At 32.9% G+C, this 22590-nt stretch carries 20 protein-coding genes and 3 tRNA genes; 12 read left to right on the top strand and 11 right to left on the bottom strand.

The features are described from left to right. Nucleotides 1-89: 89 nt before the first annotated feature. Complete coding sequence (locus HNP25_RS15515; RefSeq protein ID WP_184135555.1) at nt 90-368, bottom strand: co-chaperone GroES; 279 nt, start codon at nt 366-368, stop codon at nt 90-92. A 347-nt stretch (nt 369-715) separates the two neighbouring features. On the opposite strand from HNP25_RS15515, the gene HNP25_RS15510 reads away from it, so the two are divergent. Next, on the top strand, nt 716-1429 hold the full coding sequence (locus HNP25_RS15510; protein WP_184135553.1) for a hypothetical protein: 714 nt from the start codon (nt 716-718) through the stop codon (nt 1427-1429). A 56-nt stretch (nt 1430-1485) separates the two neighbouring features. On the opposite strand, the gene HNP25_RS15505 is transcribed toward HNP25_RS15510, so the two are convergent. The 3 genes from HNP25_RS15505 to HNP25_RS15495 all read right to left on the bottom strand — a co-directional run bounded on the left by HNP25_RS15505 (nt 1486) and on the right by HNP25_RS15495 (nt 4466). Next, nucleotides 1486-3177, bottom strand: a complete 1692-nt coding sequence (locus HNP25_RS15505) for a glycosyltransferase family 39 protein (RefSeq protein ID WP_184135551.1) — start codon at nt 3175-3177, stop codon at nt 1486-1488. Nucleotides 3178-3323: 146 nt separating this feature from the next. Further along, nucleotides 3324-3665, bottom strand: coding sequence for a preprotein translocase subunit SecG (gene secG, locus HNP25_RS15500; protein WP_184135550.1), 342 nt, complete (start codon nt 3663-3665; stop codon nt 3324-3326). Between the two features lie 93 nt (nt 3666-3758). Further along, the gene (locus HNP25_RS15495; RefSeq protein WP_184135548.1) at nt 3759-4466 is read right to left on the bottom strand and encodes a hypothetical protein; all 708 of its coding nucleotides are present in this window, start codon (nt 4464-4466) and stop codon (nt 3759-3761) included. 76 nt (nt 4467-4542) lie between these two features. On the opposite strand from HNP25_RS15495, the gene HNP25_RS15490 reads away from it, so the two are divergent. Next, on the top strand, nt 4543-4902 hold the full coding sequence (locus HNP25_RS15490; RefSeq protein ID WP_184135546.1) for a hypothetical protein: 360 nt from the start codon (nt 4543-4545) through the stop codon (nt 4900-4902). A 43-nt stretch (nt 4903-4945) separates the two neighbouring features. Here the strand turns inward: HNP25_RS15490 and lptE are convergent, their stop codons facing one another. The 4 genes from lptE to tamL form a co-directional block, all read right to left on the bottom strand. After that, on the bottom strand, nt 4946-5458 hold the full coding sequence (lptE, locus tag HNP25_RS15485; protein WP_229202885.1) for an LPS assembly lipoprotein LptE: 513 nt from the start codon (nt 5456-5458) through the stop codon (nt 4946-4948). Further along, entirely contained in the window at nt 5439-6782 is a 1344-nt protein-coding gene (locus tag HNP25_RS15480) for a sigma-54 interaction domain-containing protein (protein ID WP_184135544.1), read from the bottom strand. The genes lptE and HNP25_RS15480 overlap by 20 nt, the downstream gene beginning before the upstream one ends. A gap of 59 nt (nt 6783-6841) precedes the next feature. After that, nucleotides 6842-8257 (bottom strand): tRNA (N6-isopentenyl adenosine(37)-C2)-methylthiotransferase MiaB, encoded by a 1416-nt coding sequence (miaB, locus tag HNP25_RS15475; protein ID WP_184135543.1) that lies wholly within the window; start codon nt 8255-8257, stop codon nt 6842-6844. A 144-nt stretch (nt 8258-8401) separates the two neighbouring features. Then, nucleotides 8402-10840: a translocation and assembly module lipoprotein TamL gene (gene tamL / locus HNP25_RS15470; RefSeq protein ID WP_476375297.1), complete on the bottom strand. Its 2439-nt coding sequence runs from the start codon at nt 10838-10840 to the stop codon at nt 8402-8404. A 77-nt stretch (nt 10841-10917) separates the two neighbouring features. Between tamL and HNP25_RS15465 the strand changes: the two genes are divergently transcribed. From HNP25_RS15465 to HNP25_RS15455, 3 genes are all read left to right on the top strand, one after another. Then, nucleotides 10918-11661: a TrmH family RNA methyltransferase gene (locus HNP25_RS15465; RefSeq protein WP_184135539.1), complete on the top strand. Its 744-nt coding sequence runs from the start codon at nt 10918-10920 to the stop codon at nt 11659-11661. Nucleotides 11662-11825: 164 nt separating this feature from the next. Further along, complete coding sequence (locus HNP25_RS15460; protein ID WP_184135538.1) at nt 11826-12431, top strand: GDSL-type esterase/lipase family protein; 606 nt, start codon at nt 11826-11828, stop codon at nt 12429-12431. 125 nt (nt 12432-12556) lie between these two features. Next, nucleotides 12557-13285, top strand: coding sequence for an esterase family protein (locus HNP25_RS15455; protein WP_184135536.1), 729 nt, complete (start codon nt 12557-12559; stop codon nt 13283-13285). Between the two features lie 102 nt (nt 13286-13387). Here HNP25_RS15455 and HNP25_RS15450 read toward each other — a convergent pair whose 3' ends face one another. The 3 genes from HNP25_RS15450 to HNP25_RS15440 form a co-directional block, all read right to left on the bottom strand. Continuing rightward, nucleotides 13388-14167: a queuosine precursor transporter gene (locus HNP25_RS15450; RefSeq protein ID WP_184135534.1), complete on the bottom strand. Its 780-nt coding sequence runs from the start codon at nt 14165-14167 to the stop codon at nt 13388-13390. A gap of 182 nt (nt 14168-14349) precedes the next feature. Then, entirely contained in the window at nt 14350-15564 is a 1215-nt protein-coding gene (locus HNP25_RS15445) for a pyridoxal phosphate-dependent aminotransferase (protein WP_184135532.1), read from the bottom strand. A gap of 193 nt (nt 15565-15757) precedes the next feature. Beyond that, the gene (locus HNP25_RS15440) at nt 15758-16441 is read right to left on the bottom strand and encodes a hypothetical protein (RefSeq protein ID WP_184135530.1); all 684 of its coding nucleotides are present in this window, start codon (nt 16439-16441) and stop codon (nt 15758-15760) included. A 385-nt stretch (nt 16442-16826) separates the two neighbouring features. On the opposite strand from HNP25_RS15440, the gene HNP25_RS15435 reads away from it, so the two are divergent. The 7 genes from HNP25_RS15435 (at nt 16827) to HNP25_RS15405 (ending at nt 22588) form a co-directional block, all read left to right on the top strand. Then, nucleotides 16827-16914: transfer RNA gene (locus tag HNP25_RS15435), tRNA-Ser, on the top strand. A gap of 37 nt (nt 16915-16951) precedes the next feature. Beyond that, nucleotides 16952-17025 (top strand) — tRNA-Pro (locus tag HNP25_RS15430). A 94-nt stretch (nt 17026-17119) separates the two neighbouring features. Beyond that, nucleotides 17120-17193, top strand: a tRNA-Arg gene (locus tag HNP25_RS15425). Nucleotides 17194-17274: 81 nt separating this feature from the next. Continuing rightward, entirely contained in the window at nt 17275-19017 is a 1743-nt protein-coding gene (locus tag HNP25_RS15420; RefSeq protein ID WP_184135529.1) for a hypothetical protein, read from the top strand. 87 nt (nt 19018-19104) lie between these two features. Continuing rightward, entirely contained in the window at nt 19105-20397 is a 1293-nt protein-coding gene (locus HNP25_RS15415; protein WP_184135527.1) for a hypothetical protein, read from the top strand. A gap of 2 nt (nt 20398-20399) precedes the next feature. After that, nucleotides 20400-21554 carry a glycosyltransferase gene (locus HNP25_RS15410; RefSeq protein ID WP_184135525.1) on the top strand — a complete coding sequence of 385 codons (1155 nt, stop codon included), beginning with the start codon at nt 20400-20402 and terminating at the stop codon, nt 21552-21554. Further along, nucleotides 21536-22588 (top strand): acyltransferase family protein, encoded by a 1053-nt coding sequence (locus HNP25_RS15405; protein ID WP_184135523.1) that lies wholly within the window; start codon nt 21536-21538, stop codon nt 22586-22588. The genes HNP25_RS15410 and HNP25_RS15405 overlap by 19 nt, the downstream gene beginning before the upstream one ends. Nucleotides 22589-22590 lie beyond the last annotated feature (2 nt).

Genomic DNA, 22590 nt, shown 5'->3' with positions numbered 1-22590 from the left:
TATTTTAATGAATTTTTGTTTTAAGTTGTGGTATCTAATGATTGTGTTGCATAAAATCTAATCACCAATCACTATTTACCAATCACTTCTTACAAAATTGCGAAAATATCGCTTTCACGCATGATAAGGTAATCTTTACCTTCTACTGCAATTTCAGTTCCTGAGTATTTACCGTATAAAACAGTGTCGCCAACTGCAACTGTCAATGGTTCATCTTTTTTACCAGAACCAACTGCTACGACAATTCCTCTTTGTGGTTTTTCTTTAGCAGTGTCAGGAATGATAATCCCAAATGATGTTTTTTCTTCTGCGGCTGCTGGTTCTACCAGAACTCTGTCAGCCAAAGGCTTGATACTAACTGTTGACATTGTTTTTTTGATAAGTTATTTTTTGTATTTGATTTTTTAGGTAATTGTTGAAATGCAATTTGATTTTTGTAAATAATTTCAAAAAAATCAAAGTAATTCTGCATACAACACATCAATTTCATCACATTTTGTGCCATTGTCTGAAAAACGGTAAAATTGTCAGGTTTTGATATAAAATAGAAATCTAAGATTGAACTTAAATAACTATTTGACAGACTTTAAAATACTTTTCAGAAATCTTGGCATTTTCGCAGAAATCGCTAATTTTATTATACTAAAGCAAAAGCGGATGCTTTTAAGTTTAGTCTGTTTTTTTAACAATAATCCTTCACTAAATGATGTCGCCTATGAAAAGCTTAGAGAAAGATTGGCTAACCACTGGACTCATTGATTTTGAGTACAAGAAATATGTGTTACTGGCATATTTGCAACAGGTTAAAAGTAATTTTAAAAGTAAGAAGTTATATCCTGACTTACGAGATTTACAGTATCATTACGATTATTCTATGTATTTCAAGGATGGCATTGACCAGATGAGTATTCAATTTCCCAAAAGGATTAAAGGCGTTAATCCTGAAAGTTTGGATGTTGAATATGAGTTTTCTAATCAACCCCAAAGTGAGTATTTATCTGAGATTGAATCAATCATGGAATATGCTTTGCCAAGATTTAAAAATGCTTTGTATGAAGGCGAGCAGATTGTAGAAGAAGTACAAAAGGATATTCATATTGCACCAATTGGGATTTTGCCACTTTACAAAAATGATGGTTACTTGTTATTGCATGAACCCATTATTCACGAAACAAGGGTTTATCAGTACAATCTAACAATTTTTGAAAATAAGCATGAACGATTGCGAGGCTTAAAAACCTTTTATGTAGAAACTATTAAAAAAAGTGCATTGAGTACTTTCGAGAACATTAAAATAGATTTAGTAAAACGTTACAAACATCTTCCTAATCCAGCTACTTATTTGGTAGAATCAAAATATGTGTTGCCATTGGAAGAAACCTTTTTGCCAATTGCCAAAAAGAAAGTAGTGGAAGTTGTAACTAATTGAGAAAAAGCAAAAAGGGTGATGGAATTATTTGTTCCATCACCTTTTGTTTTCTGTGTTTAATATCTAAATCTTACTCCTTCAAAATCAAAGAGAATAATTTCTGTTCCATTTCTCTTTTTCAAGATAATTTTTTCAGGCTCTTGTTGATTTACTCTTTGAATAATCTGCGAGTTTTTAGGCAAGTAAAAATTAGTAAGCTGTGCATCAACAACTGAATAAGTAGGAATATCTTTTCCACCCGGCGTAGCATCTTGATGATTTGAATACAACACAGTATCGCCCTCAGCATAATTTTGTAGAATTTTATTCGCCACCAAGTGATATGGATTATTTTTGCGTGGTTCTGCAAAACTCATAAAATATCTTGGCGGATTATCCTGCCAAATGTTTTGAATAATGCCCGTCAATAAGTAACACTGCACGAAACAAATTGCCAGTAAAACATACTTTACATCCGATTTCAGATACCAAATTTCTCTGATTAACAAAGCGACTAAGATAATGCCGAAAGAATAGGAGTAACCAACATATCTTGGCATAATTCTGAAAGTATTACCATCTTGCCAAGAGAAAAATATCAAGAAAATAAAAGGTAAAACAATTAAAGAGACTAGAAACAAGATTAGGTTGTTTTCTGCTTTTTTTCTATTCTTCCAAATAAGATTTATCAAGATAAATACTAAGACAATATTTAGTCCTAATACCAAAAACTGCACTTTGGCAACAGTACAAAATACTAATATTACAATCGCCATTGATGTACAAAGTGCAATTCTAAGCTTTTCAGATTTTATCATTATAAAACCTACGATTCCTGTTAGCGAAGCTACAATGGTCAATAAAGTGTTTCTTAAGCCTGTTAAATGAAGGTAAAGCCCTTCGCTACTGATAAAAGCACAAGAAATTACATGACGAATTTGTCTGGCAATATTCTTTACTGTTGCTACTGCAAGGTATTCATCAGGGGAATTTTGAGCGAGATAATTATAGGTTTTTACACTGTTCTGCACATAATCGAACAGCCATTTTCCTCCATCTGATTTTAACCAAAGTATTACGCCAATAAAAGGAATAATCATTGATAAACTCAGTCGAATCCAAGTACGTAAAACTCTTACATGAAAAACTACATATAACCCATGAATGAAAAATAAAGGGAAAGTAGAAAAATGACAAAGCTCACAAGCCAATACTGTTAAGCCATAAAGTAAGTAATATCCAATAGGTTTTTCGGCTTTTTCTTCCTTCTTGATGATTAACAACAAAAGATGAGTCGCTAAAATTGAAAGGAAATAAAGCAAAGCATAATTACGAGCTACCTGCGAATAATTGATATAAAAAGGAGAAATCGCTGCTAAGAAAGAAGCTAAAAGTGCTAAACGAACAGATTGAAAATGTGTTTTGACGAAAGCGAAGATGACTAAAATCGTCAATAAATTAAAAATCAGTGACGGAAATCTCAAACTTTGGTCAGACAAACCAAAGGCACTCGTCCAATAATGCAATGAATAAGTATAAAGTGCGCCATTGCCTGTATCTAAGCGAGCAATTGAATCGAAGAAATCATAATAGTCTTTTTCCGACCAAAATTCTTGAGGAGTAAAGTAAGGATTTTTAGGTTTACGAACAGAGTCTTTCTGATTGTTCCCTTCATAACTTGTAAACTGACTTACGAAGAGAGAATACTTTTCATCACCAGCCAATCCGTGTTCGCCGATGTTATGAAAGCGTAAAAAAAAAGCAAGCATTAGTATGCTTGCTAAAATAAAGTATTGATATTTTTTCATTAAGTCTCGCATTAACTATCTTAACTAAAATGGCTATTCTAATTAATTTAATTGTAAAATATGTCTTGGATAGACGATATTCCGAAAACTATTTAATGTGATAAATCTTATTTTTTTGAAGTATCAGTTGGGTTTGTTCCTAATGCTGGTGCTGCTGCTGGGATACCTGCTTTTTTAGAAGCTGCCTCTGTATTTACTGATTTGAAGGTTTCAGCACTTTCAGTAGGAGTGATAAACTTAGTAGCTAAAACTAATAAAGCGATAGTAATTGCACCTCCCCAAGTAATTTGTTCTAAAAGGTCTCCTGTACGTTGAACACCAAACATTTGGCTTGCACCAGCCGTTCCGAATTCACCTGATAAACCACCACCTTTAGGATTTTGAACTAATACTACAAATACTAATAACACTGCAATGATGCAAATAACTACGATAATTGCTCCGAACATCTTTTATTTAATTTGAAAATTTGAAAATTGAAATTCTAATATTTTTAAACTCACTAAAACGAGCTGACAAGTCCTTAAATAAGAATGGTTAATTTAAAATTCTGATAGCTCTTGAATTTTGCTTGCAAAGTACGCCTTTTTTTCTGGGAATTTCAAAATTAATTTCTCATAAACTCCTATTGCTTTCTCTTTCCTGCCTTGCATCGTAAGGATTTTAGCATAGCTTTCCGTCACAATTCCTTTATCTAATTTTCCACTATTTAAAGATAAATCTTCTTGTTTACCCATTGCTTCAAGCTGACTTTTACTACTTCTAATGAGGCCTGGGTCTTTCAATAAAAAGTTTTCGATGATGGTATTTTGCAATTGCTGTTTCTGAGCTATTTCATTCAACAACATATCTTCTGCCACGGTTGAATAACTCAAGAATTCTTTATCAGACAATACTTCTTGCTGATACTCTTGTTGTTTGCGTTTGTCTTCATCTTCTCTTGCCTCCAAGATAGTTTCTAGTTTTCTCAAGAAATCAGAATCGAATTTTGCAGTTGTCGATACGTTCGAATGGTTTGCAAAAGTTCCATTCATGATTCTTCGAAGGGCATTTCTGCTTAATGAATAAGCAGCAGCTTTACGCAATTTAGCTTGTTTAGCAAGGTCATCGTTTTCATAAGCTTTTGCCAATAAAGTATGAGCAAGCGAACAATATGGATATTGTTGAATGGTTTCTTCCAGTCCATTAATTTCAAGTGCTGAAACTTCTGAAAGGTTAGCCACCAAATATGTAAAAGTTTCTTTAGTCATTTTATCAATAGCTATCTTTTTGAGCTTTGAGTAATGGGCTTCTAATACAGAAAAAGTGATTCAGGAGTCACAAATTATGTCTTCTAATACAGAAAAAGTGATTCAGGAGTCACAAATTATGTCTTCTGATACAGAAAAAGTGATTCAGGAGTCACAAATTATGTCTTCCGATACAGACAAAGTGATTCAGGAGTCACAAATTATGTCTTCTGATACAGAAAAAGTGATTCAAGAGTCACAAATTATGTCTTCCGATACAGAAAAAGTGATTCAAGAGTCACAAATTATGTCTTCCGATACAGAAAAAGTGATTCAAGTGTCACAAATTATGTCTTCTGATACAGAGAAAGTGATTCAGGAGTCACAAATTGTGTCTTCCGATGGGAGTGTTCACAGAACTGTGTCAGTTGATTTAGGAGTCATCAATTTGCTTTAAATCAATATTTTAAAACTCATAATTCACAACTCATCATTATTACTTACCATTCTCCCGCCGTTTTATTGAAAATATCCAATACAATTTGGTCAAGTATTTTAGGAATTAAAGTGCCTTGAGCCGCCGTAATAGTTTGTGTTTGAGGGAAATCTTGATAAAAAGAAAACTCTTGGTCATAGTTTTTATTTTCATCTTTGGCATTCGTAAACTTCACTTGAATACGAATCGTCAACCTGTTCAAACCACCTTTATCATTTGCTGTGGGTGCTTGTGCCTCTACATCAAAAGCAGTGATAGCACCTTCAAACATCAAATCAGGATTACTATTTGTCATTTTCAAGGAAGTGTTTCTTTGAAAATACTCTTTGATTTTCTCGTTGAAAGTCAAACTCAAATTGGCTGGTCCACCTGCTGTTTGAAAAGCAAAGTTTTGAATTTGAATCGTCTTTAAATTGGGGTCTAAACTAGCACCACGAAAAGTATAACAGCCACTCAAAAGTAACATACTTATACTTAAAAGAGCAACAACGCTAATTTTACTCTTCTTCAATATCATACTGTTTAATTTTTCGGTACAATGTTCTTTCTGAAATTCCCAAATCTTGTGCGGCATATTTACGCTTGTTTTTATTTTTTTGTAAAGCCTTGATAATCATGTCTTTTTCTTGTTTTTCTAACGAGAAAGATACTTCTTCGGCTTCGTGGGTAACGTCTATGAACGCATTTTTATTCTCTGGATTGTTATTGCCTAAGTTAATAATTGTTAATTCGTTATCAGGCTGATTGTTCGAGAAATTATTCGCCGAAGGCGGTAAAGTTCTAGGATTGGTAAAATCTGCTTGGAAACTAGGCTGATACGGAAAAGAACGTTCTTTTTCGATATTCTGAAAAAGGCTTTCATTTTGTTTCAAAATTTCAGGATTTACTTCACCGTTTTGGAGTACCTCTAAGAACATTTTCTTTAGCTCAGTAACGTCTTTTCGCATATCAAAGAGAATCTTGTAGAGCAATTCTCTTTCGGTGAAATTATCGTTTTGTTGTGCTTCAAAATCTCTTCTTACCAAACTATTACCCATCATTTTTCCATTATTCATTTGGAGATAATGTGCTAGTTTTTCACCATCAATAATTCTATCATCCGTTTCAAGAATAGAAATCTGCTCGGCAAGATTCTTCAACTGTCTGATATTGCCAGGAAAGCGTTGGGTCAATAAAATTTGTTGTGCATCAGAAGTAAGCTGAATCGGTTTGATACGATATTTTTCTGCAAAATCGCTACTGAATTTTCTGAAAAGTAATTCAATATCCATTCCTCTGTCACGCAAGGGCGGCACAAAAATCGGAACAGTATTCAAACGATAATATAAATCTTCTCTGAATTTACCACGTTCAACGGCAGTCATCAAATTGATGTTGGTTGCCGCAACAACTCTAACATTTGTTTTCTGAACTTTAGAAGAGCCCACTCTGATAAACTCGCCGTTTTCTAATACTCTTAACAAACGAGCTTGTGTTCCCAAAGGCATTTCAGCGATTTCATCTAAGAAAATCGTACCGCCATCGGTTACTTCAAAATAACCTTTTCGGGCATCAATTGCACCAGTAAAAGCACCTTTTTCATGTCCGAAAAGTTCAGAATCAATTGTTCCTTCTGGAATTGCACCGCAGTTTAAGGCGATGAATTGTCCGTGTTTTCTGGCAGAAAGATTATGGATAATCTTTGAAAATGATTCTTTCCCAGAACCACTTTCTCCAGTAATCAGCACAGTCATATCGGTAGGGGCAACCTGCGAGGCTACCTCAATCGCATGATTTAATGCTGGAGAATTGCCGATAATACCAAATCGGGCTTTTATGGATTGTAGTTCGGAAGTTTGCATTTGAAAAGTGTTTTTGTAAAAATGAAAAAAACCTGTTTTAACAACTCAGATATTTCTTTTTACTCTACTTCTCCAAATAAAGTAGCCGACGAACATGAAGTGATTTTTACATTTACATAATCGCCTTTTTGATGATTTCCTTTTGGTAAAATCACCATTTTGTTTTGGTCATTTCTACCTTGTAAGAAATCTGCTGATCGTTTAGAATCACCTTCAATCAATACTTTTTGAATCGTTCCAACTGACATTTCATTACGTTCTTGAGAAATTTTGCGTTGAAGTGCAATGATTTCTGCCAAACGTCTTTGTTTTTCATCGTCAGAAATATCATCTACTAATTTTTTAGCCGCAGGCGTACCGGGACGCTCAGAATAAGCAAACATATAACCGTAATCGTAGCGAACATATTCAATCAACGAAAGCGTATCTTGATGGTCTTCTTCGGTTTCAGTACAGAAACCAGCGATAATATCTTGAGAAATACCACATTCTTCGCCCAATACTTCACGAATTTTATCAACACGATTGATGTACCAGTCACGGTCGTAAGTACGGTTCATCAATTTTAAAATTCTGCTACTTCCACTTTGGGCTGGTAAATGAATATAATTACAAACATTTTCGTACTTCTTGATGGTATAAAGCACTTCGTCGGTAATATCTTTTGGATGAGACGTTGAGAAACGAACTCTCAATAAAGGATTAATCAATGCTACTCTTTCTAATAATTGAGCAAAATTGACCGTTTCTGTTCCATCAGCAGAAGCCCATTTGTATGAGTCAACATTCTGACCTAACAAAGTAACTTCTTTGTAGCCATTGTCTAATAAATCTTGACATTCTTTCAAGATAGAATAAACGTCACGAGAACGCTCACGACCACGAGTAAAAGGAACTACGCAGAAAGAACACATATTATCACAACCACGCATGATTGAAACAAAAGCGGTTACGCCATTTGAATTCAAACGAACGGGCGAAATATCTGCATAAGTTTCTTCTTTAGATAAGAAAACGTTAATTGCTTTATTGCCTTCTTCTACTTCTTCAAATAAATTAGGTAAATCACGGTATGAATCTGGTCCTGCTACTACGTCAACGATTTTTTCTTCTTCCAAAAACTTCGTTTTCAAACGTTCAGCCATACAACCCAAAACTCCTACGACCAAACTTGGACGTTTTTTCTTGAGATGCGTAAAGTTCTTTAAACGATTTCTTACTTTTTGTTCAGCATTATCACGAATGGCACAAGTATTTAAAAGAATAACGTCTGCTTCATCAAATAGAGAAGTAGTTGCGTAGCCATTTTCTTGCAAAATCGAAGTAACAATCTCGCTGTCAGAGAAATTCATCTGGCAACCGTAACTCTCAATGTAAAGCTTCTTTTTATTTTGTTTTCCTACTTCATCCACCGTAGTACGTGGAAGGTCTAAGGTTTCTTTATCTTCTTCAGTAAGTATTTCTAAATTTCTCATATCTTTTTGTTCACGAATTTTGCTGTAAATAATTGAGCAAACGTGAAAATTATTTTTGGACTAATGGAATCACAAGCTGTGATGAAGGGCAAAATTACGAAGAAATATTGTTATGTCTGACAGAATGTCAGTAAATTGTTGTAATTAAAAAGGATAACCAATCCCGAAGTTTAAAACCAATGGATTACGATAAGTAGAAGGCAGTTTTTCACTTGGTTTAAATAAAACCCAACGATTGTTTTCAGGCAAAGATGGGTCTAGCATTCTTACCGCCCAATCTAAACGCAAAACGAAAAAGGATAAATCAACACGAACACCAAAACCAGTTCCAACAGCAATTTCTTTATAAAATCTATCAAACTGAAAATCGCTACCAGTAATTCCTTCTGTATTTTGTCCTTGAAAACGCCAAACATTACCTGCATCTACAAAGAATGCCCCGTTAATATTATAATCTCCGTAAAATCTTAAAATTTTAAAACGATATTCAGCACTTGCTTCAAGCAAAACACTTCCGGGTTGGTCGAAATTACCTTGTGCAGAACCAGGGCCTAAACCTCTTGGCTTCCAAGCACGCAAACTGTTTGGACCACCTACAAAGAAGTTTTTTTCATAAGGTAAGCCTCTTTCTGTACCATAAGCATAAGCCAAACCTGTATTTACTTTATAAACAAAAACGGAGTTGCCGAGGGAATTGAGTGCTAAATAACGACGATAATCAACATTTACTTTCAAAAATCTATAAAATTGTAAGCTATCACCAAAAACGTCTGCCACAAAACCTATTTTGCCTTTCGGGAAAAAATTAAGCGTTGTGCCACCAGATTCTAAGAGTACTCTTAAATAATTTCCTTTTGTGATTTGACCATAAGGATTATCCGTATAAGTATATGAAGCACTGATACTTGAAACGAAAGATTTATTAAAACTCCGCCCCAAATTATTACCTGCGAAGCGTTGAAGGCTATCCAAAAAGTTTTTGAAATCACGAGCTTGCTGATTGTTCGGGTACGAAGTAGAAAGTAAGTTTAAGTCAATCAAAGAAACCTGCCAGAATTTATTTGGCGAAGGTCTCCACAAATAAGTCTGGTTAATTTTAAAGTTTAATCGGTTATATTCTTGTCGCCCGACAAATTCAACCCCGCCACCCAAACGAGTTTGAGGCGTAAAATCATTCAGCCGTTGAGCAATAAAATTTGGGGCTAAAATTTTTGGAATGATAATGGAAGAGTTGAAACCCAATTCTAAATTTCTACTCACAATGTCAGGACGAATAAAACCTGCTTGGGCTTCAAACCCAAAACGAAAGTTTGTTTCGAGAGAACTCGAACTACCTCTTAAATTACGCAGTTTAAAAGAAGTATTGAAAAATGGTCCCAAAACCAATTTATAAATACTTCCTCCAGTTTCGGCAGTGAACTGATATTTATCCAATGGACGAGCATAAATCGTTGCATCCAAAACACCTTTGGTTGTATCAAAATTTACTCTTGTGAATTGAAATTGGTCAAGTCCGTATAATTTCTTTTGCGTTAAAGATACTTTTTGAAGACTGTAAGGCTCATTCGGACGAATATCAATTTTGGTATCTAATAGCTTTTCAGAGAATTTTTTATTCACGAATAAGTACTGAATGTTCCCAAAAACTACGGTATCCACCTTTGCCTTCGGAATATTCGGTGAAGTACCATCCGAAATAAATGTTACTTTATTAAGCAAATAAGATTTATTGTAATTTGGGTTTTGTGGAGGTCGCTCTGGGTTTGGCACAAAAGTAATAGCCTCAATTCCTTTAGTAATGGCTGTGTCCAAATCATTGATTCTGATACTTATATTATCTTTTGTAAAATGATAATAACCGTTGTTTTTCAATAATTCTTCGATTCTAGCTTTTTCGGCATTGTAAGTTTCAACTTCTAAACGATTGCCATTTTTTAGCAGACTTTGGTATTGGTTTTTCTTTAAAATTGCATAGATTGCTCTGTCGGGCGTAACCAAAGAATCGGTTTTGTAAAAAGGATAGTAATTGCCTTCGTTTACTAAATAAGTAACAGCAATACTTCTTTTTTTAAAGAAAAGGCTATCCGCTTTGTAGCTTACGGAATAATTAAAAAAGCCATGATTTTTGAAATAGGTTTTTACTTTTTCTACATTTTTCTTGGCATCTTCCTCATAAAAATAGGAGGGGGCTTCGCCAAAAGTTCTCATTCCCCAATTACCTTCGTTGATTTTTTTAGTAAGTTTTTGAGCTTTACTTTCTTTCTTTTTTGATAATTCTAAGAAAGCCAAAGAATTATTATCAATTGAATTTGATACACGGTCGAAATCCTCGTTTAACTTTGTAAGTTCTTTTTGCCATTTTATCTTTTGGTTAGAAAAGTTTTGTGCAAAAAGTTGATGAAAATACAATCCAAGAGTAAGTGGAGTTTTGAGAATTCTTTTGTTGGGTCTTTGTGGAAGTAAGGATTCTAGTTTTTCGGTAGTAACAATTTTATTTCCTTTAAAAGTCTGTGAATACAACAAAGGGTCAGTTAATGTGACTTTTGGTGAACATCCTGATAAATAGATGATTATCGAAAACAAAGAGATATGGAAAAACGTTTTTTTCAAGGATAATAACGATATATAGATTTTATAAATAATCAATAATTTTAAAACTGATGCTATCAAAAAATCAAATTAAATACATTAATTCTCTTCAACAAAAAAAGTTTAGACAAGAGCATCAATCTTTTATTGTAGAAGGAGCAAAAAGTGTGCTCGAACTTATTCAATCTGATTTTGAGGTAGAATTACTTTTTGTGACAGATGATTTCTACAAAGAAAACGAAAGCCTTTTAGAGAAACAACCCATTCGTCCAGAAATTGTTACGCAAGCTGAATTAGAACGTGTGGGTTCGTTTAGTTCAAACAATGCAGCTTTGGCTACAGTGAAAACGAAAGCCAACAAAGAAATATTTGCGCAAGAAAATGAATATGTATTAGTGTTAGATGATATTCGTGACCCGGGAAATTTAGGAACTATTATTCGTGTAGCAGATTGGTACGGAATCAAAAAAATTGTATGTTCAAAAGAAACAGTTGATTTTTATAGTCCGAAAGTAATTTCTTCAACGATGGGTTCATTTACTCGTGTTGCCATTTACTACACAGACTTGGTGACGTTCTTCAATGCAAATAAACTGAAAGTATATGGTACTTTTTTAGATTCAGCTAATGTTCACCAAACACAATTTGCAGAGGCTGGGTACATTGTAATTGGCAATGAAGCCAATGGGATTTCTGAAGGAGTAGAGCGTTTGGTGACTGATAAAATTACGATTCCACGCTTCGGTGCAGCCGAATCTTTGAATGCAGGAATAGCAACTGCGGTTATTTGTGATAATCTTAGAAGAAGAAAATGATAAAATCTGAGGTTTTTGTATGAATTTACCTAGTTTAATTAATTGATTTTCAATATTTTATTTAAATTTAAATTCAAGATAAATCCGTAATGATTTGTTAACTATTTACTAACCACTGTGAAAAGCAATTCTGTTTTTTTTGCATTTATATAAATTTCAAAGCTATGTTTTGGTACGAAGACGAAGTAAAAAGATTAGAGCAAGAGCATTTGAAATTACCATATCAACCCAAAACGGCTTTTTATGGAAGTTCAACAATAACCCTTTGGGATAGTTTGTATGATGATTTTAAAGATTTTTCTCCTGTTAATTTAGGTTTTGGAGGTTCTACTTTGTCGGCATGCGCTTGGTATTTTGATAGAGTGTTTGCTCAATTTGAAGAAATTAATTCGGTAATTATTTACGCTGGCGACAATGATTTAAGTAACAATCGTCATCCAGAAGAAATATATCTTTTTCTGTTTCAGTTATTTGAAAATATTCAAAGACGATTTGGAGTGATTGATTGTACTTACATCTCCATAAAACCGAGTCCACAACGTTGGTATTTGAACGACCAAGTAAAATATACCAATAAAATTATTGAAAAAGAAATCAGTCAGCGAAGTAATCAATTGCATTTTATTGATATTTATAATCTTTACTTAGATGAAAACCATCGTCCGAATGCCAGTTTTTATCAGTCTGATGGCTTGCATTTCAATAAGTTAGGACATGATTTACTGAAAGATAAGCTTGTTGGACATCTTTCAACGCTTGTTTTACAATAAAATCTAAATGTAACATGATTGAGAAAGCATTTTTTTATCAAGCGTATCACAATACATTCTTTGGTAATGCTTACAAATCAATTTTAATTTTTATCAGTATTTCTAAACCACAATTTTAGAAAAGTATGAAAAGAGAATATCATAAATGGTTTAGTAAATATCTACAGAAAGATATGGAAATGCTAGTTTTTGGTCATGCCGGCGCTAGGGTTTTATTTTTTCCTACTCGTGGAGCTCGTTTTTATGATTATGAAGATTGGCATGTGATTGATGCCATTAAAGATAAAATAGAAGCAGGTTATTTACAGATTTTTTGTGTTGATAGCGTAGATGCTGAAAGCCTTTATAGTGTTGAACGTTCGCCGAGTTATCGTATTCAGAGACACATGCAATACGAAGAGTACATCATTAATGAAGTATTGCCATTTACCAGAGAAATCAATCCTGATATGACAATGATTTCGGCGGGTTGTAGTTTAGGGGCTTATCATGCTATGAATGTTGCTACTAAATACCCGCAGTTTTTTACAAGGGTTGTAGGAATGAGCGGGCGTTATGATTTAACCTGGCAAGTAGGTGTTTTCAAGGATTTGTTTGATGGTTATCATGACGAAAATATTTATTACAACAATCCTGCTCAATTTATCCCCAACATTAATGATGAAAAAATACTTAATGAGCTTAGACGAGTAGAGTTTATTTTGGCAATCGGTGAAGACGATGCTTTTCTTGAAAACAATAAGTATTTTAGTGATATTCTCTGGCGAAAAGGAATAGTCAATAAATTATACGTTTGGGACGAAGAAGCTCACAAAGCTCGATACTGGCGTAAAATGGTTCAGCTTTATTTATAAGACCAATATTTTTGTCATTTAAAAAGCCATTAACATCGTAAACTTTAAGTTTGAATGTTAATGGCTTTTTTGTGTATTTTCTTGTATGATTAAAGCGAAAACTTACTCTTCAGAAGCTGCTTCAACTTGTAATTTATCTGTTACTTCATTTCCTAGATATTTATCAATCAAATTATGAGCCAAGTAAATAATTGGCGTTAATAAAATCGCCGTAAAGAATTTATACAAATAACTATTTAATGAAGTAGAAAGCCATTGATCAATTGTCCAGTTACCAAAAAGTACAAATGCAATTCCGATTACCACAAAACTATCAATCAACTGAGAAACCAAAGTAGAACCAGTGGCACGTAACCAGATTTTTTTGCCATTTGTTACTTTTCTAATGGCATGAAAAATATAAGCATCTAATAACTGACTAATCAAAAATGCGGTTAATGAGCCTATAATAATGCCCAAACCTTGTCTGAAAATTTTCCCAAAAGCATAATCAATATTAAAATTGTCAGTGCCTTTATTTACTTCTAACCAAAAAGGAGCAGGAGTAAGGAGTGTAGCACCATAAATGACAATAAAGCAGTAGGCTATAAACCCAGCCGCTAAATAGGATACTCTTTTAACGCCTCTTTTACCAAAATATTCATTAATAATATCAGAAGTAATGAATACAAATGGCCAGTTTAATGCTCCAGCCGTTTGGTTAATATCCCAAGTCCCTAAAAAGGTTTGCAAATGAAGTGGTTTAAAACCAAAAGTAGATTCTACAGAAAAGATTTTAACACCAATAATTTCAGCAACTATAGCATTTGATAAAAAAATACCAAATAGGAAGATGAATAATTTGTTTCTTTTTGAGCTAAGAATAGAAAATTTCGAGTTCATTATTTTTAAGAATGAATATTGATAAAAATAGAAAGTCAGATAAATACAAAAAGAGGCTAGATGTTTGAAAATCTAACCTCTTTACGAAGATAACAAATTATGTTAAAAATTGTTGGTCTGGATTACTTATTTAGCAGCTGAAAGTGATACTTACCAAAATCTATCTTGACCAAAATCTAAATTTACTTTTTACGATGATTATCAAAATGAAGTGCTATTTTATTCATCGCTAATTCTAATTGCTCTAAATGTGGAAGAAAAACGATTCTGAAATGGTCTGGTTCTTTGAAGTTAAAGCCTCTTCCACCAACAACCAAAATGCGTTGATCTTCTAATAAACTTAGTACGAAATCTCCATCATTTTTGAAATCAAACTGCTTTAAATCAAACTTTGGAAATAAGTACATAGCACCTTTTGGTCGTACACAAGTTATACCAGGAATGGAAACAAGTTTTTCACAAGCTAAGTGCATTTGCTTATACAAACGTCCAGTTGGAGCAACCAAATCATTAATTGACTGATAACCACCTAAAGCCGTTTGAATACCATATTGCGTAATAACATTAGCACACAAACGCATTGAAGCTAAAAAAGTAAGCCCTTCAACATATGATTTAGCCTTATGCTTTGCACCCGTCAAAATCATCCATCCTCCACGGAAACCAGCAGCACGGTAATTTTTTGACATACCGCCCATTGTTACAATTAAAGTATCTTCCGACATTCCCGCTGTACTGTGATGAATAGCTCCATCATAAAGGATTTTATCGTAAATTTCATCAGCAAAAACAATCAATTTATGTTTGTCGGCAAGTCTAACAATACCTTCTACAATTTCTTTGTCATAAACAGCACCCGTCGGATTGTTTGGATTAATCAAAACAATTCCACGAGTTTTTTTAGTAATTTTTGATTCAATATCCTTTAAATCAGGATTCCAATCAGACGCTTCATCACATACATAATGTACAGGAGTTCCACCAGCAAGCCCAACAGAGGTTGTCCAAAGTGGATAATCAGGCGAAGGAATCAATATTTCATCATGAGGATTCAACAAAGCAGTCATTGTTAATGAAATTAACTCACTCACTCCATTACCTATATAGATATCTTCAATTTCAATATTTTTTACTCCTCGGCTCTGATAATATTGCATAACTGCCTTTCTGGCGGCGAAAAGTCCTCTGGAATCGGCATATCCTTGTGCGTTGCGAATGTTCATGATAATATCATGAATGATTTCCTCAGGGGTTTCAAAACCAAATGTCGCCGGATTGCCAATATTTAACGAAGTAATTTTATAGCCTTCACGTTGTAATTGAAGAGCTTTTTCGTAAACTGGCCCACGAATATCGTAGCGTAGCGAATCAAGGCGACTACTTTTTAAGATTTCCATGCAATATTATTTTTACATTGTTGTTTGAAAGCCAAACAAATAGGTTGAAAATAAGCTATCGTTTGATTTTCAATTTTAAGTCTGCAAAGGTGGGAAAAAATAAGCAAATACACTTAATTGAAAATCAAAAAAGGTTTATTGAAAGCCAACTTGCTTCAATAAACCTTTATAAAAATTTCAAATTTGTATTATTTTACCGTTTCTCAAACCATTGTTCAAATAAGAAATTGATATTACTTTTTTCAGATGAATAGTTTAGTTGAACGTATCTTGCTTGAGTATTTGCTTCTAAGAAAATACCACCACGGATAGAACTATGCGGAGCTAAAGTAGTTGCTTTGAAGTTTTCATTTAGCCAAGTATGTTGTTCACCATTCAGTTTATCCATTTTTGAATAATAATGTTCATGGTCGGCAATGCGTTTGATTTGTGCCACTTGTACCATTGTTTCACCAATATTCGCATTTCGCCATGCTCTTTCTGGATTTCTATTCGAGGAACTAGCAATCATTGCAACAATGCCTCCTATGAATAAAACAGTATTGACTGTTTTTGCTCTTTTGATTTTGGTTTCCTCATAATTCATTTCTTGGCGTACTTTACCTAACTCTTCTTCGGGTTCTATAGCTTCATAACTATAAGTGTATTGACCGTTTGCAGAAACCAATTGATTTTTGTTAACATCAAGAGGTATAGCTTTGAAATCTTTTGGTGAAATTGTAAGAGGTTCATCAGTATTATTGAAGAATTCAACATCGAAAACCATATATTTTTGATAACGTCCGTCGTAAGATACCACGATTTTTACCTCATTATTTTCTTGTTTAACGATTTCTTTACCATTATCAACAATACTTTCTTGTTCAATTGGACGCATTTTCATGATATTTATTGAAGAACAAGATATAAATAAGCATGAGTAGCATAATATTTTTAGGTACTGGATCATTTTTTCTTAGAATTTTTAAAGATTATTGATAGAACATTGACATGCAAAATATAGTTTTCCCCTATACACAAAAGCTGATTTTTATAAAAATGAGATGAGCAAGATGAAAATATTGAAAAAATATTAAAATTTTTTTGGCTTCTAAGTGGTATAATAACCTTTTGATTATCAATTTTGTAACAAAATGTTACCAAATAAGGTGAAAATTATTTCAATTTTTTTTTGAGAGAGGGCTTGCGAAATAGAAAAATCGCCGTACCTTTGCATCACCTAAACACAACGACAGTATCACAAGCGATACTAAATGTGTTAAGGAGAGTTGCCTGAGAGGCCGAAAGGAGCCGTTTGCTAAACTGCCGTACCTCACAAGGGTACCGAGGGTTCGAATCCCTCACTCTCCGCTTAGAAGTATTAATTATTTCTAGCAAGGGAATATTTCGGGGTGTAGCGTAGCCCGGTATCGCGCTTGGTTTGGGACCAAGAGGTCGTAGGTTCGAATCCTGCCACCCCGACATTTTAAATGTGTTAGTTTGAAGATTTGAGAATTTGAAAATTACATTTCCTTGATTTTCATCTTCATAGTCTCAGATTAACACATTTTTTTTAGGTTCCATAGCTCAGCTGGATAGAGCAACTGCCTTCTAAGCAGTAGGTCTCAGGTTCGAATCCTGATGGAATCACTTTTTATTAAAAACCGCTTAGATTCGCTTTCTAAGCGGTTTTTTTGTAGGAAAATACTTTCGATAATGTAAACTAATCCTATGAACTTTTATAAAAATCTGCCGATTATCGCTACTGTAACGCTGTTGTTATTTTCAATACTGAGTGTTTATTACGGAATTATTTCTCCTCCTCCATTAGTTACTTATACTACCGACGAACATTTTATTAGTGAATCAGGCGTTTTCCTTTGGTATGGTTGCACTCCACGAACGTTAGAATGGGCTGGCTTGCCAAGTATCTTCATTGCTTATACACTATTTATTGTTCAATGTATGTCACAAATTGTGAGTCATTTCTCTGAACTTCACCAGATTACTGATTTCTTGAAGGTTTTTGATGACAATGCTTATTATTACTTAAATCATCGTAACGAATTTGTTCTTTGGGAGCGTGCAGCTCAAATTATCATTGTTGGAATTATTCTTTTCAATACTGTTCGGTTCATTCTGAAATCAACTCACTTTTTGTTGACAAATCATACCAAAGTAATATTGGTGTTATTATGTATTAGTGTTGAATCTATTTGGGTTACTATTACACTTATCCGACCAGAAGCGATCTCTGGAAGTTTATTTATCTATATTATTCTCAGGATTTTATTTTCTGAGAAAATTACTCCTCAAATCGCTACTACGATAGTTATACTTTTTATTGTAACTGTTTCTCAGCGATTGATTTTCTTATTTATTACTCCATTTATCATTGGAAGCTTAGCTGTTCATTTACGTGCTCAAAAAATTGCGTTTAAAACATATTTGAATTATTTCTTAGTAATTCTCTTCGCCTTGTTTACTTTTATTCCATTTGCACTTACGGATACTTTTGTGGTATTGAAATCTTTTTTTGGTGTAATTTTTATCAAAATGCACCAAAGCCCGATGCCAACATTTTTTAATTATGCTTTTATTTTGGACTTTTTAACGAGTCCTACGAATATCTTTTTTTCTGTTTGTACGGTTGTTGGAGCTTGGTTTTTATTGAAAGTTTATCCTTCTAAAACAATTATACTTATGTACATAGGTAATTTGTTGTTTTTCTTATTTACTTCGTTGAAATCAGCTCAATTATATCCTTCACATCTTTTTCCAGCAACAATGATGTCGATTATCTTAATTGGATTTGGCTTTGTTGCAGTTGTTCAAACGCAAAAGGAATACTTAAAGAAATATTTGGTAACAGTATTTTGCTTGTTGTTAATTGCAAATTCTGGTTATGGAGTCTATAGCAATAATAAAAGAATGACTGCTGAGCAAATTAATTTAGCTGAAGCAATTAAATGGATTAATTCTTTAGATAATAACGAGACAATTGCTTTGGAGCTAGATTTCGATGGATTTATTCCAAAGAATTTAGCCTGTTTGGAAAGAGAAAAACACGCCAATATCAGTGAGGCTTATAGAGTAGATAAATTAAGCAAACTATTGAAAATTCAAGTATCAGATGCTACTCAACAAGTAAATGCTTTGCCAATTATTGCACAAGCTTTTGCTAGTGAAGATGAAAAATTGATGGATGTTGAATATCAAATTTTATTAAAAAACGTTCATACTGATTCATCAAAGCGATTTAATACTTATTATTTCTTTGATACAAGTAGTATGATGAGCCATTGTATGGTTCGGGACGAAGCTTATCAAAAATTTGAGGAAAATCAGTATCATTATTTGATAAGTGCAAAGCAATTAGATAAATACAAGCCAATTAAAGCTTTTGAGAAAGACGGAGGAGGAAAGTATTGGGTGTATGAACAGAAAGGTTTTAGTAAAGTACTAGCTGAGTAACAGCTTAAATTTGTTATTTTTGTAATTATGAGAGCGTACTTTAATTTTAAATATTCGATACAGTCACTTGGTTTGTTCATATTATTTATGGGAAACCCTTTGATCTTCTTTTTCAAAGAAGTTTTAGGCTTTGGAGGAAGTTCAACTTTTACGATAGGGAGTTTATTTTTAGGCTTAATTTTATTGATTTCTCCTACAGATATTTTTAGAAAGTTTTACAAACCTAATATTCCTATTTTTAGGGTTGCTAGTTTTTTCTTGATTCTTTCGTTATTGGCTTGTTTGTTTTATAACCCATTTTTTGGATATGATAATGACCGAACTGCTTTTACAAGGGATATAGGGAACTTTATTTTTATTTTTTCATTCTTTTTTTTGATATTGGGTGTTTCTAACGAGATTGCTGATTATTTTTTGCCTGTCGCTATTTTACTTACTTTTTTAGGAAGTATATGCTTGATTTATTCAATGGCAACGAATCCTTTATTCATTATCGGACAAAGAGCAACTGTAGTTTTTGGTGATGGAACAACTACAGCAAGTGGAAACCCTCATGTATATGCAAGGAATGCTTTTGCGGGTTTTTTTGCGTCTTATTTTTTCTTAAAATCTAAAAGTGTTTTTTGGAAATTACTTTCATTTGCTAACATAATTTTATCAGTAATTGTAATTATTCTTGCTCAGGCAAGGTCTCTTTTACTAGCATTCCTATTTTCAGTAGCTTTGTTTTTATACTTCAATGTTACAAAAGAATCTTTGACAGCAGTGATAAAAGGCATTTTTAAGCCCCTCAATTTAATAGGTATTTTCTTGTTTATAGCTGGAACAATTTACTTTATAAGTACACAACAAAGAATTGTTGATATTATTGATTTATATTTTAATACGTTTATCGATACTTTTTCAAGAGCTTTGTTAACAGCTTTTGGATTACAAGATGAAAAAACAGTAGATTACTCGGCATTAGGAAGAGTAAACAATATTGATAATATTATATTTATTTTTTCTGAAATACCTTATGCTTTTATCCTCGGTGGAGGTTTTAGATTTATTTATGTAGATGTTCCGATTATTGAAACATTTGTAGATTTAGGTGTTGCAGGAATTGTTTCATTTTCGTTATTCAATTACATGATTTTTAAAGAGGCTATCTATACATTAAAGTGGAAAATCAATCCCTTTGCTTGTTTTATAGCATACTTTTATATGACTTACTTTGTAGGAATTTTTACTGGAGGTGAACCTTACGGAACTTCTTACTGGTTTATTTTTGGAGTAGCTATTCGTTTTTTGGGAATTAAATATTTAGAGAAAAGTCCAGAAAATAATTCATCTGAAGATAAACTTTCACCTGTTCAACCACCTGTTCTTACTTCTTAACAATGAAGGTTTTAATTGTTCATAATCAACTTTGGGCTCATTATAAAGCCATTATTTTTAACGAATTACAGTTGATTTCAAATCAAGAAAAAGATTTTAAGCTTTTGGTTTTGCAGCTAGCCAGAATTGAAAAAAGTAGGTTAAAATTTGATGATACAAGTCTATTTAAACATCAATACAACTATCAACTTTTGCACGATGGTTTGCTTGAAGATTTAAGTTTGAAACAAAGAGTTGTAGGGATTTTAAAAACAATTCAAAGTTATCGTCCAGACGTTGTAAATCTGACTGGCTACTATGATTTGGCTTCATTGATTGTGCTATGGTACTGCAAATTAAAAGGTATAAAAACCGTACTTTCTAATGAATCTACAAGCGGTGACCATACTCGTGATTTTTCAAAAGAGTTGTTTAAATCATTGTTCATCATAAATTTTTTTGATGGTTTTTTTAACTTTGGTCAACTTTCAAAAGAGTATATGCTAACGTTGGGAGCAAAGGCTTCTCAAATGTTGGTTAATAGAAATTGTGTTGATAATCAATTACTTGAAGAGATTTATAAGGAAAATTATCAGCAGAGAGTGAACAAGCAAAATTTACTGAATTTACCCAAACATAATTTTATTTTTGTAGGTCGATTAATTGAGTTTAAGAATTTATTTAAACTGATTGATGCCTTTAAAATAGCACAAAAAAATGAAGATTGGGGATTAATAATGCTTGGAGATGGCGATTTGAAAACTACTTTAAAACAATATGCTCAAGATTTAGGGATACAAAATATTTTCTTTTTTGAAGGTGTAAATTGGCAACAAGTTCCTCAATATTTATCACTGAGCGATGTGTTAGTTTTACCAAGTTTTTCCGAACCTTGGGGTTTGGTTGTCAATGAAGCGATGGCTTGTGGCTTACCTGTAGCAGTTTCAAACAAATGTGGTTGTGCTGCCGAATTAGTAAAAGAATCTGAAAATGGATTCACATTCAATCCAGAAAATGTTAACGAAATAGCTGAGACATTGGTGAAATTTATGGATAAAAAGCTAGATTTGATGAAAATGGGAGAGGTTTCAAAACAAATAATCCAAGAATATTCACCCATTAATGTGGCAAAAGAAATGTTTCAGGGCTATCAAAAATTATGTCATCCAAAAAAGTAATTAATTCAATTCAGTTTTTAAGGGGTTTTGCGGCTTTTGTGGTAGTTTTTTATCATATCGGTGGCTACATCAAAAAGAATTTTCCAGTCGATTTTTTAGGAGATTTTTTTGGTTTTGGCTTTGCTGGTGTCGATTTGTTCTTTGTCATCAGTGGTTTTATTATCCACTTTACTAGTAAACAATATTTTGGAAACCCATCGAAGCTAAAGGAGTACTTGATTAAAAGAATAGTACGAGTGTTTCCTATTTATTGGATAATACTTACTGTTATGTTTTTTTTTAGTTGGCTAACTTCGATAATTTCTCATAGAGAGGTTTTTGGTGCAAATTATCCACATAACTTAGTTTCATATTTTCAAACTTACTTATTACTTCCTCTACATCCCGCTATTAATGCCGTTAGCTGGACACTTAGTTATGAACTTTTTTTCTATTTTATCTTTTCTTTTTTAATTATCTCAAAAAGACTATGGTTTGTTCCAGTTTGCATTTTGATGGTTTCTGCTTTCAATTTAATATTAATAGAACAATCTGGTTCTAAATATTTCAAATTTATATTTAGCGGCTATAATATAGAATTTATGCTAGGATTTTTAATTTGTAAGTTTTATGACAAATTAAAATTATCAAGTATCTTATCACTGATTATATTAATTCTGGCATTAGGAATAATCCTAATATGGGGCAATGAGGTGAGCGATTTTGACTATATAAAAAGGATTTTAGTTTTTGGTTTATCGTCTGGCTTGATTTTAATATCCTTACTAAATCTAGAATCAAATAGAACAGTAAAAGTTCCTCAGTTCTCAATTTTAGTAGGGAACGCTTCTTATGTTTTATATTTAATTCATTTTCCTATGTTACTATTGTTGAATAAAATTCCACTATTGTTAGGATTTAAATTAAGTATGGATGGTGTGATTTTTTACAACTATTTTATTGTTCTGGTAATACTTTGTTCGAGCTTAACTATTCATAGGTTCATAGAAAAACCTATTTCTTTATTTTTATCTGATAAATTGAAATCTAAATAAAC

It is taken from the genome of Arcicella rosea, from assembly GCF_014204325.1.
Lineage (GTDB): Bacteria > Bacteroidota > Bacteroidia > Cytophagales > Spirosomataceae > Arcicella > Arcicella rosea_A.
The sequence above is the reverse complement of the archived record's forward strand: the minus strand, read 5'-3'. Positions and strand labels throughout refer to the sequence as shown.

What these genes read in the sequence shown, in the direction of transcription:
- miaB (WP_184135543.1), bottom strand. Translation starts at nt 8,257, where the DNA reads ATGAGAAATTTAGAAATACTTACTGAAGAAGATAAAGAAACCTTAGAC.
- HNP25_RS15480 (WP_184135544.1), bottom strand. Translation starts at nt 6,782, where the DNA reads ATGCAAACTTCCGAACTACAATCCATAAAAGCCCGATTTGGTATTATC.
- HNP25_RS15460 (WP_184135538.1), top strand. Translation starts at nt 11,826, where the DNA reads ATGTTTTGGTACGAAGACGAAGTAAAAAGATTAGAGCAAGAGCATTTG.
- HNP25_RS15455 (WP_184135536.1), top strand. Translation starts at nt 12,557, where the DNA reads ATGAAAAGAGAATATCATAAATGGTTTAGTAAATATCTACAGAAAGAT.
- HNP25_RS15405 (WP_184135523.1), top strand. Translation starts at nt 21,536, where the DNA reads ATGTCATCCAAAAAAGTAATTAATTCAATTCAGTTTTTAAGGGGTTTT.
- HNP25_RS15505 (WP_184135551.1), bottom strand. Translation starts at nt 3,177, where the DNA reads ATGCTTGCTTTTTTTTTACGCTTTCATAACATCGGCGAACACGGATTG.
- HNP25_RS15410 (WP_184135525.1), top strand. Translation starts at nt 20,400, where the DNA reads ATGAAGGTTTTAATTGTTCATAATCAACTTTGGGCTCATTATAAAGCC.
- HNP25_RS15420 (WP_184135529.1), top strand. Translation starts at nt 17,275, where the DNA reads ATGAACTTTTATAAAAATCTGCCGATTATCGCTACTGTAACGCTGTTG.
- secG (WP_184135550.1), bottom strand. Translation starts at nt 3,665, where the DNA reads ATGTTCGGAGCAATTATCGTAGTTATTTGCATCATTGCAGTGTTATTA.
- HNP25_RS15415 (WP_184135527.1), top strand. Translation starts at nt 19,105, where the DNA reads ATGGGAAACCCTTTGATCTTCTTTTTCAAAGAAGTTTTAGGCTTTGGA.
- HNP25_RS15445 (WP_184135532.1), bottom strand. Translation starts at nt 15,564, where the DNA reads ATGGAAATCTTAAAAAGTAGTCGCCTTGATTCGCTACGCTACGATATT.
- HNP25_RS15440 (WP_184135530.1), bottom strand. Translation starts at nt 16,441, where the DNA reads ATGCGTCCAATTGAACAAGAAAGTATTGTTGATAATGGTAAAGAAATC.
- HNP25_RS15495 (WP_184135548.1), bottom strand. Translation starts at nt 4,466, where the DNA reads ATGACTAAAGAAACTTTTACATATTTGGTGGCTAACCTTTCAGAAGTT.
- HNP25_RS15450 (WP_184135534.1), bottom strand. Translation starts at nt 14,167, where the DNA reads ATGAACTCGAAATTTTCTATTCTTAGCTCAAAAAGAAACAAATTATTC.
- HNP25_RS15465 (WP_184135539.1), top strand. Translation starts at nt 10,918, where the DNA reads ATGCTATCAAAAAATCAAATTAAATACATTAATTCTCTTCAACAAAAA.
- lptE (WP_229202885.1), bottom strand. Translation starts at nt 5,458, where the DNA reads ATGATATTGAAGAAGAGTAAAATTAGCGTTGTTGCTCTTTTAAGTATA.
- HNP25_RS15510 (WP_184135553.1), top strand. Translation starts at nt 716, where the DNA reads ATGAAAAGCTTAGAGAAAGATTGGCTAACCACTGGACTCATTGATTTT.
- HNP25_RS15490 (WP_184135546.1), top strand. Translation starts at nt 4,543, where the DNA reads ATGTCTTCTAATACAGAAAAAGTGATTCAGGAGTCACAAATTATGTCT.
- HNP25_RS15515 (WP_184135555.1), bottom strand. Translation starts at nt 368, where the DNA reads ATGTCAACAGTTAGTATCAAGCCTTTGGCTGACAGAGTTCTGGTAGAA.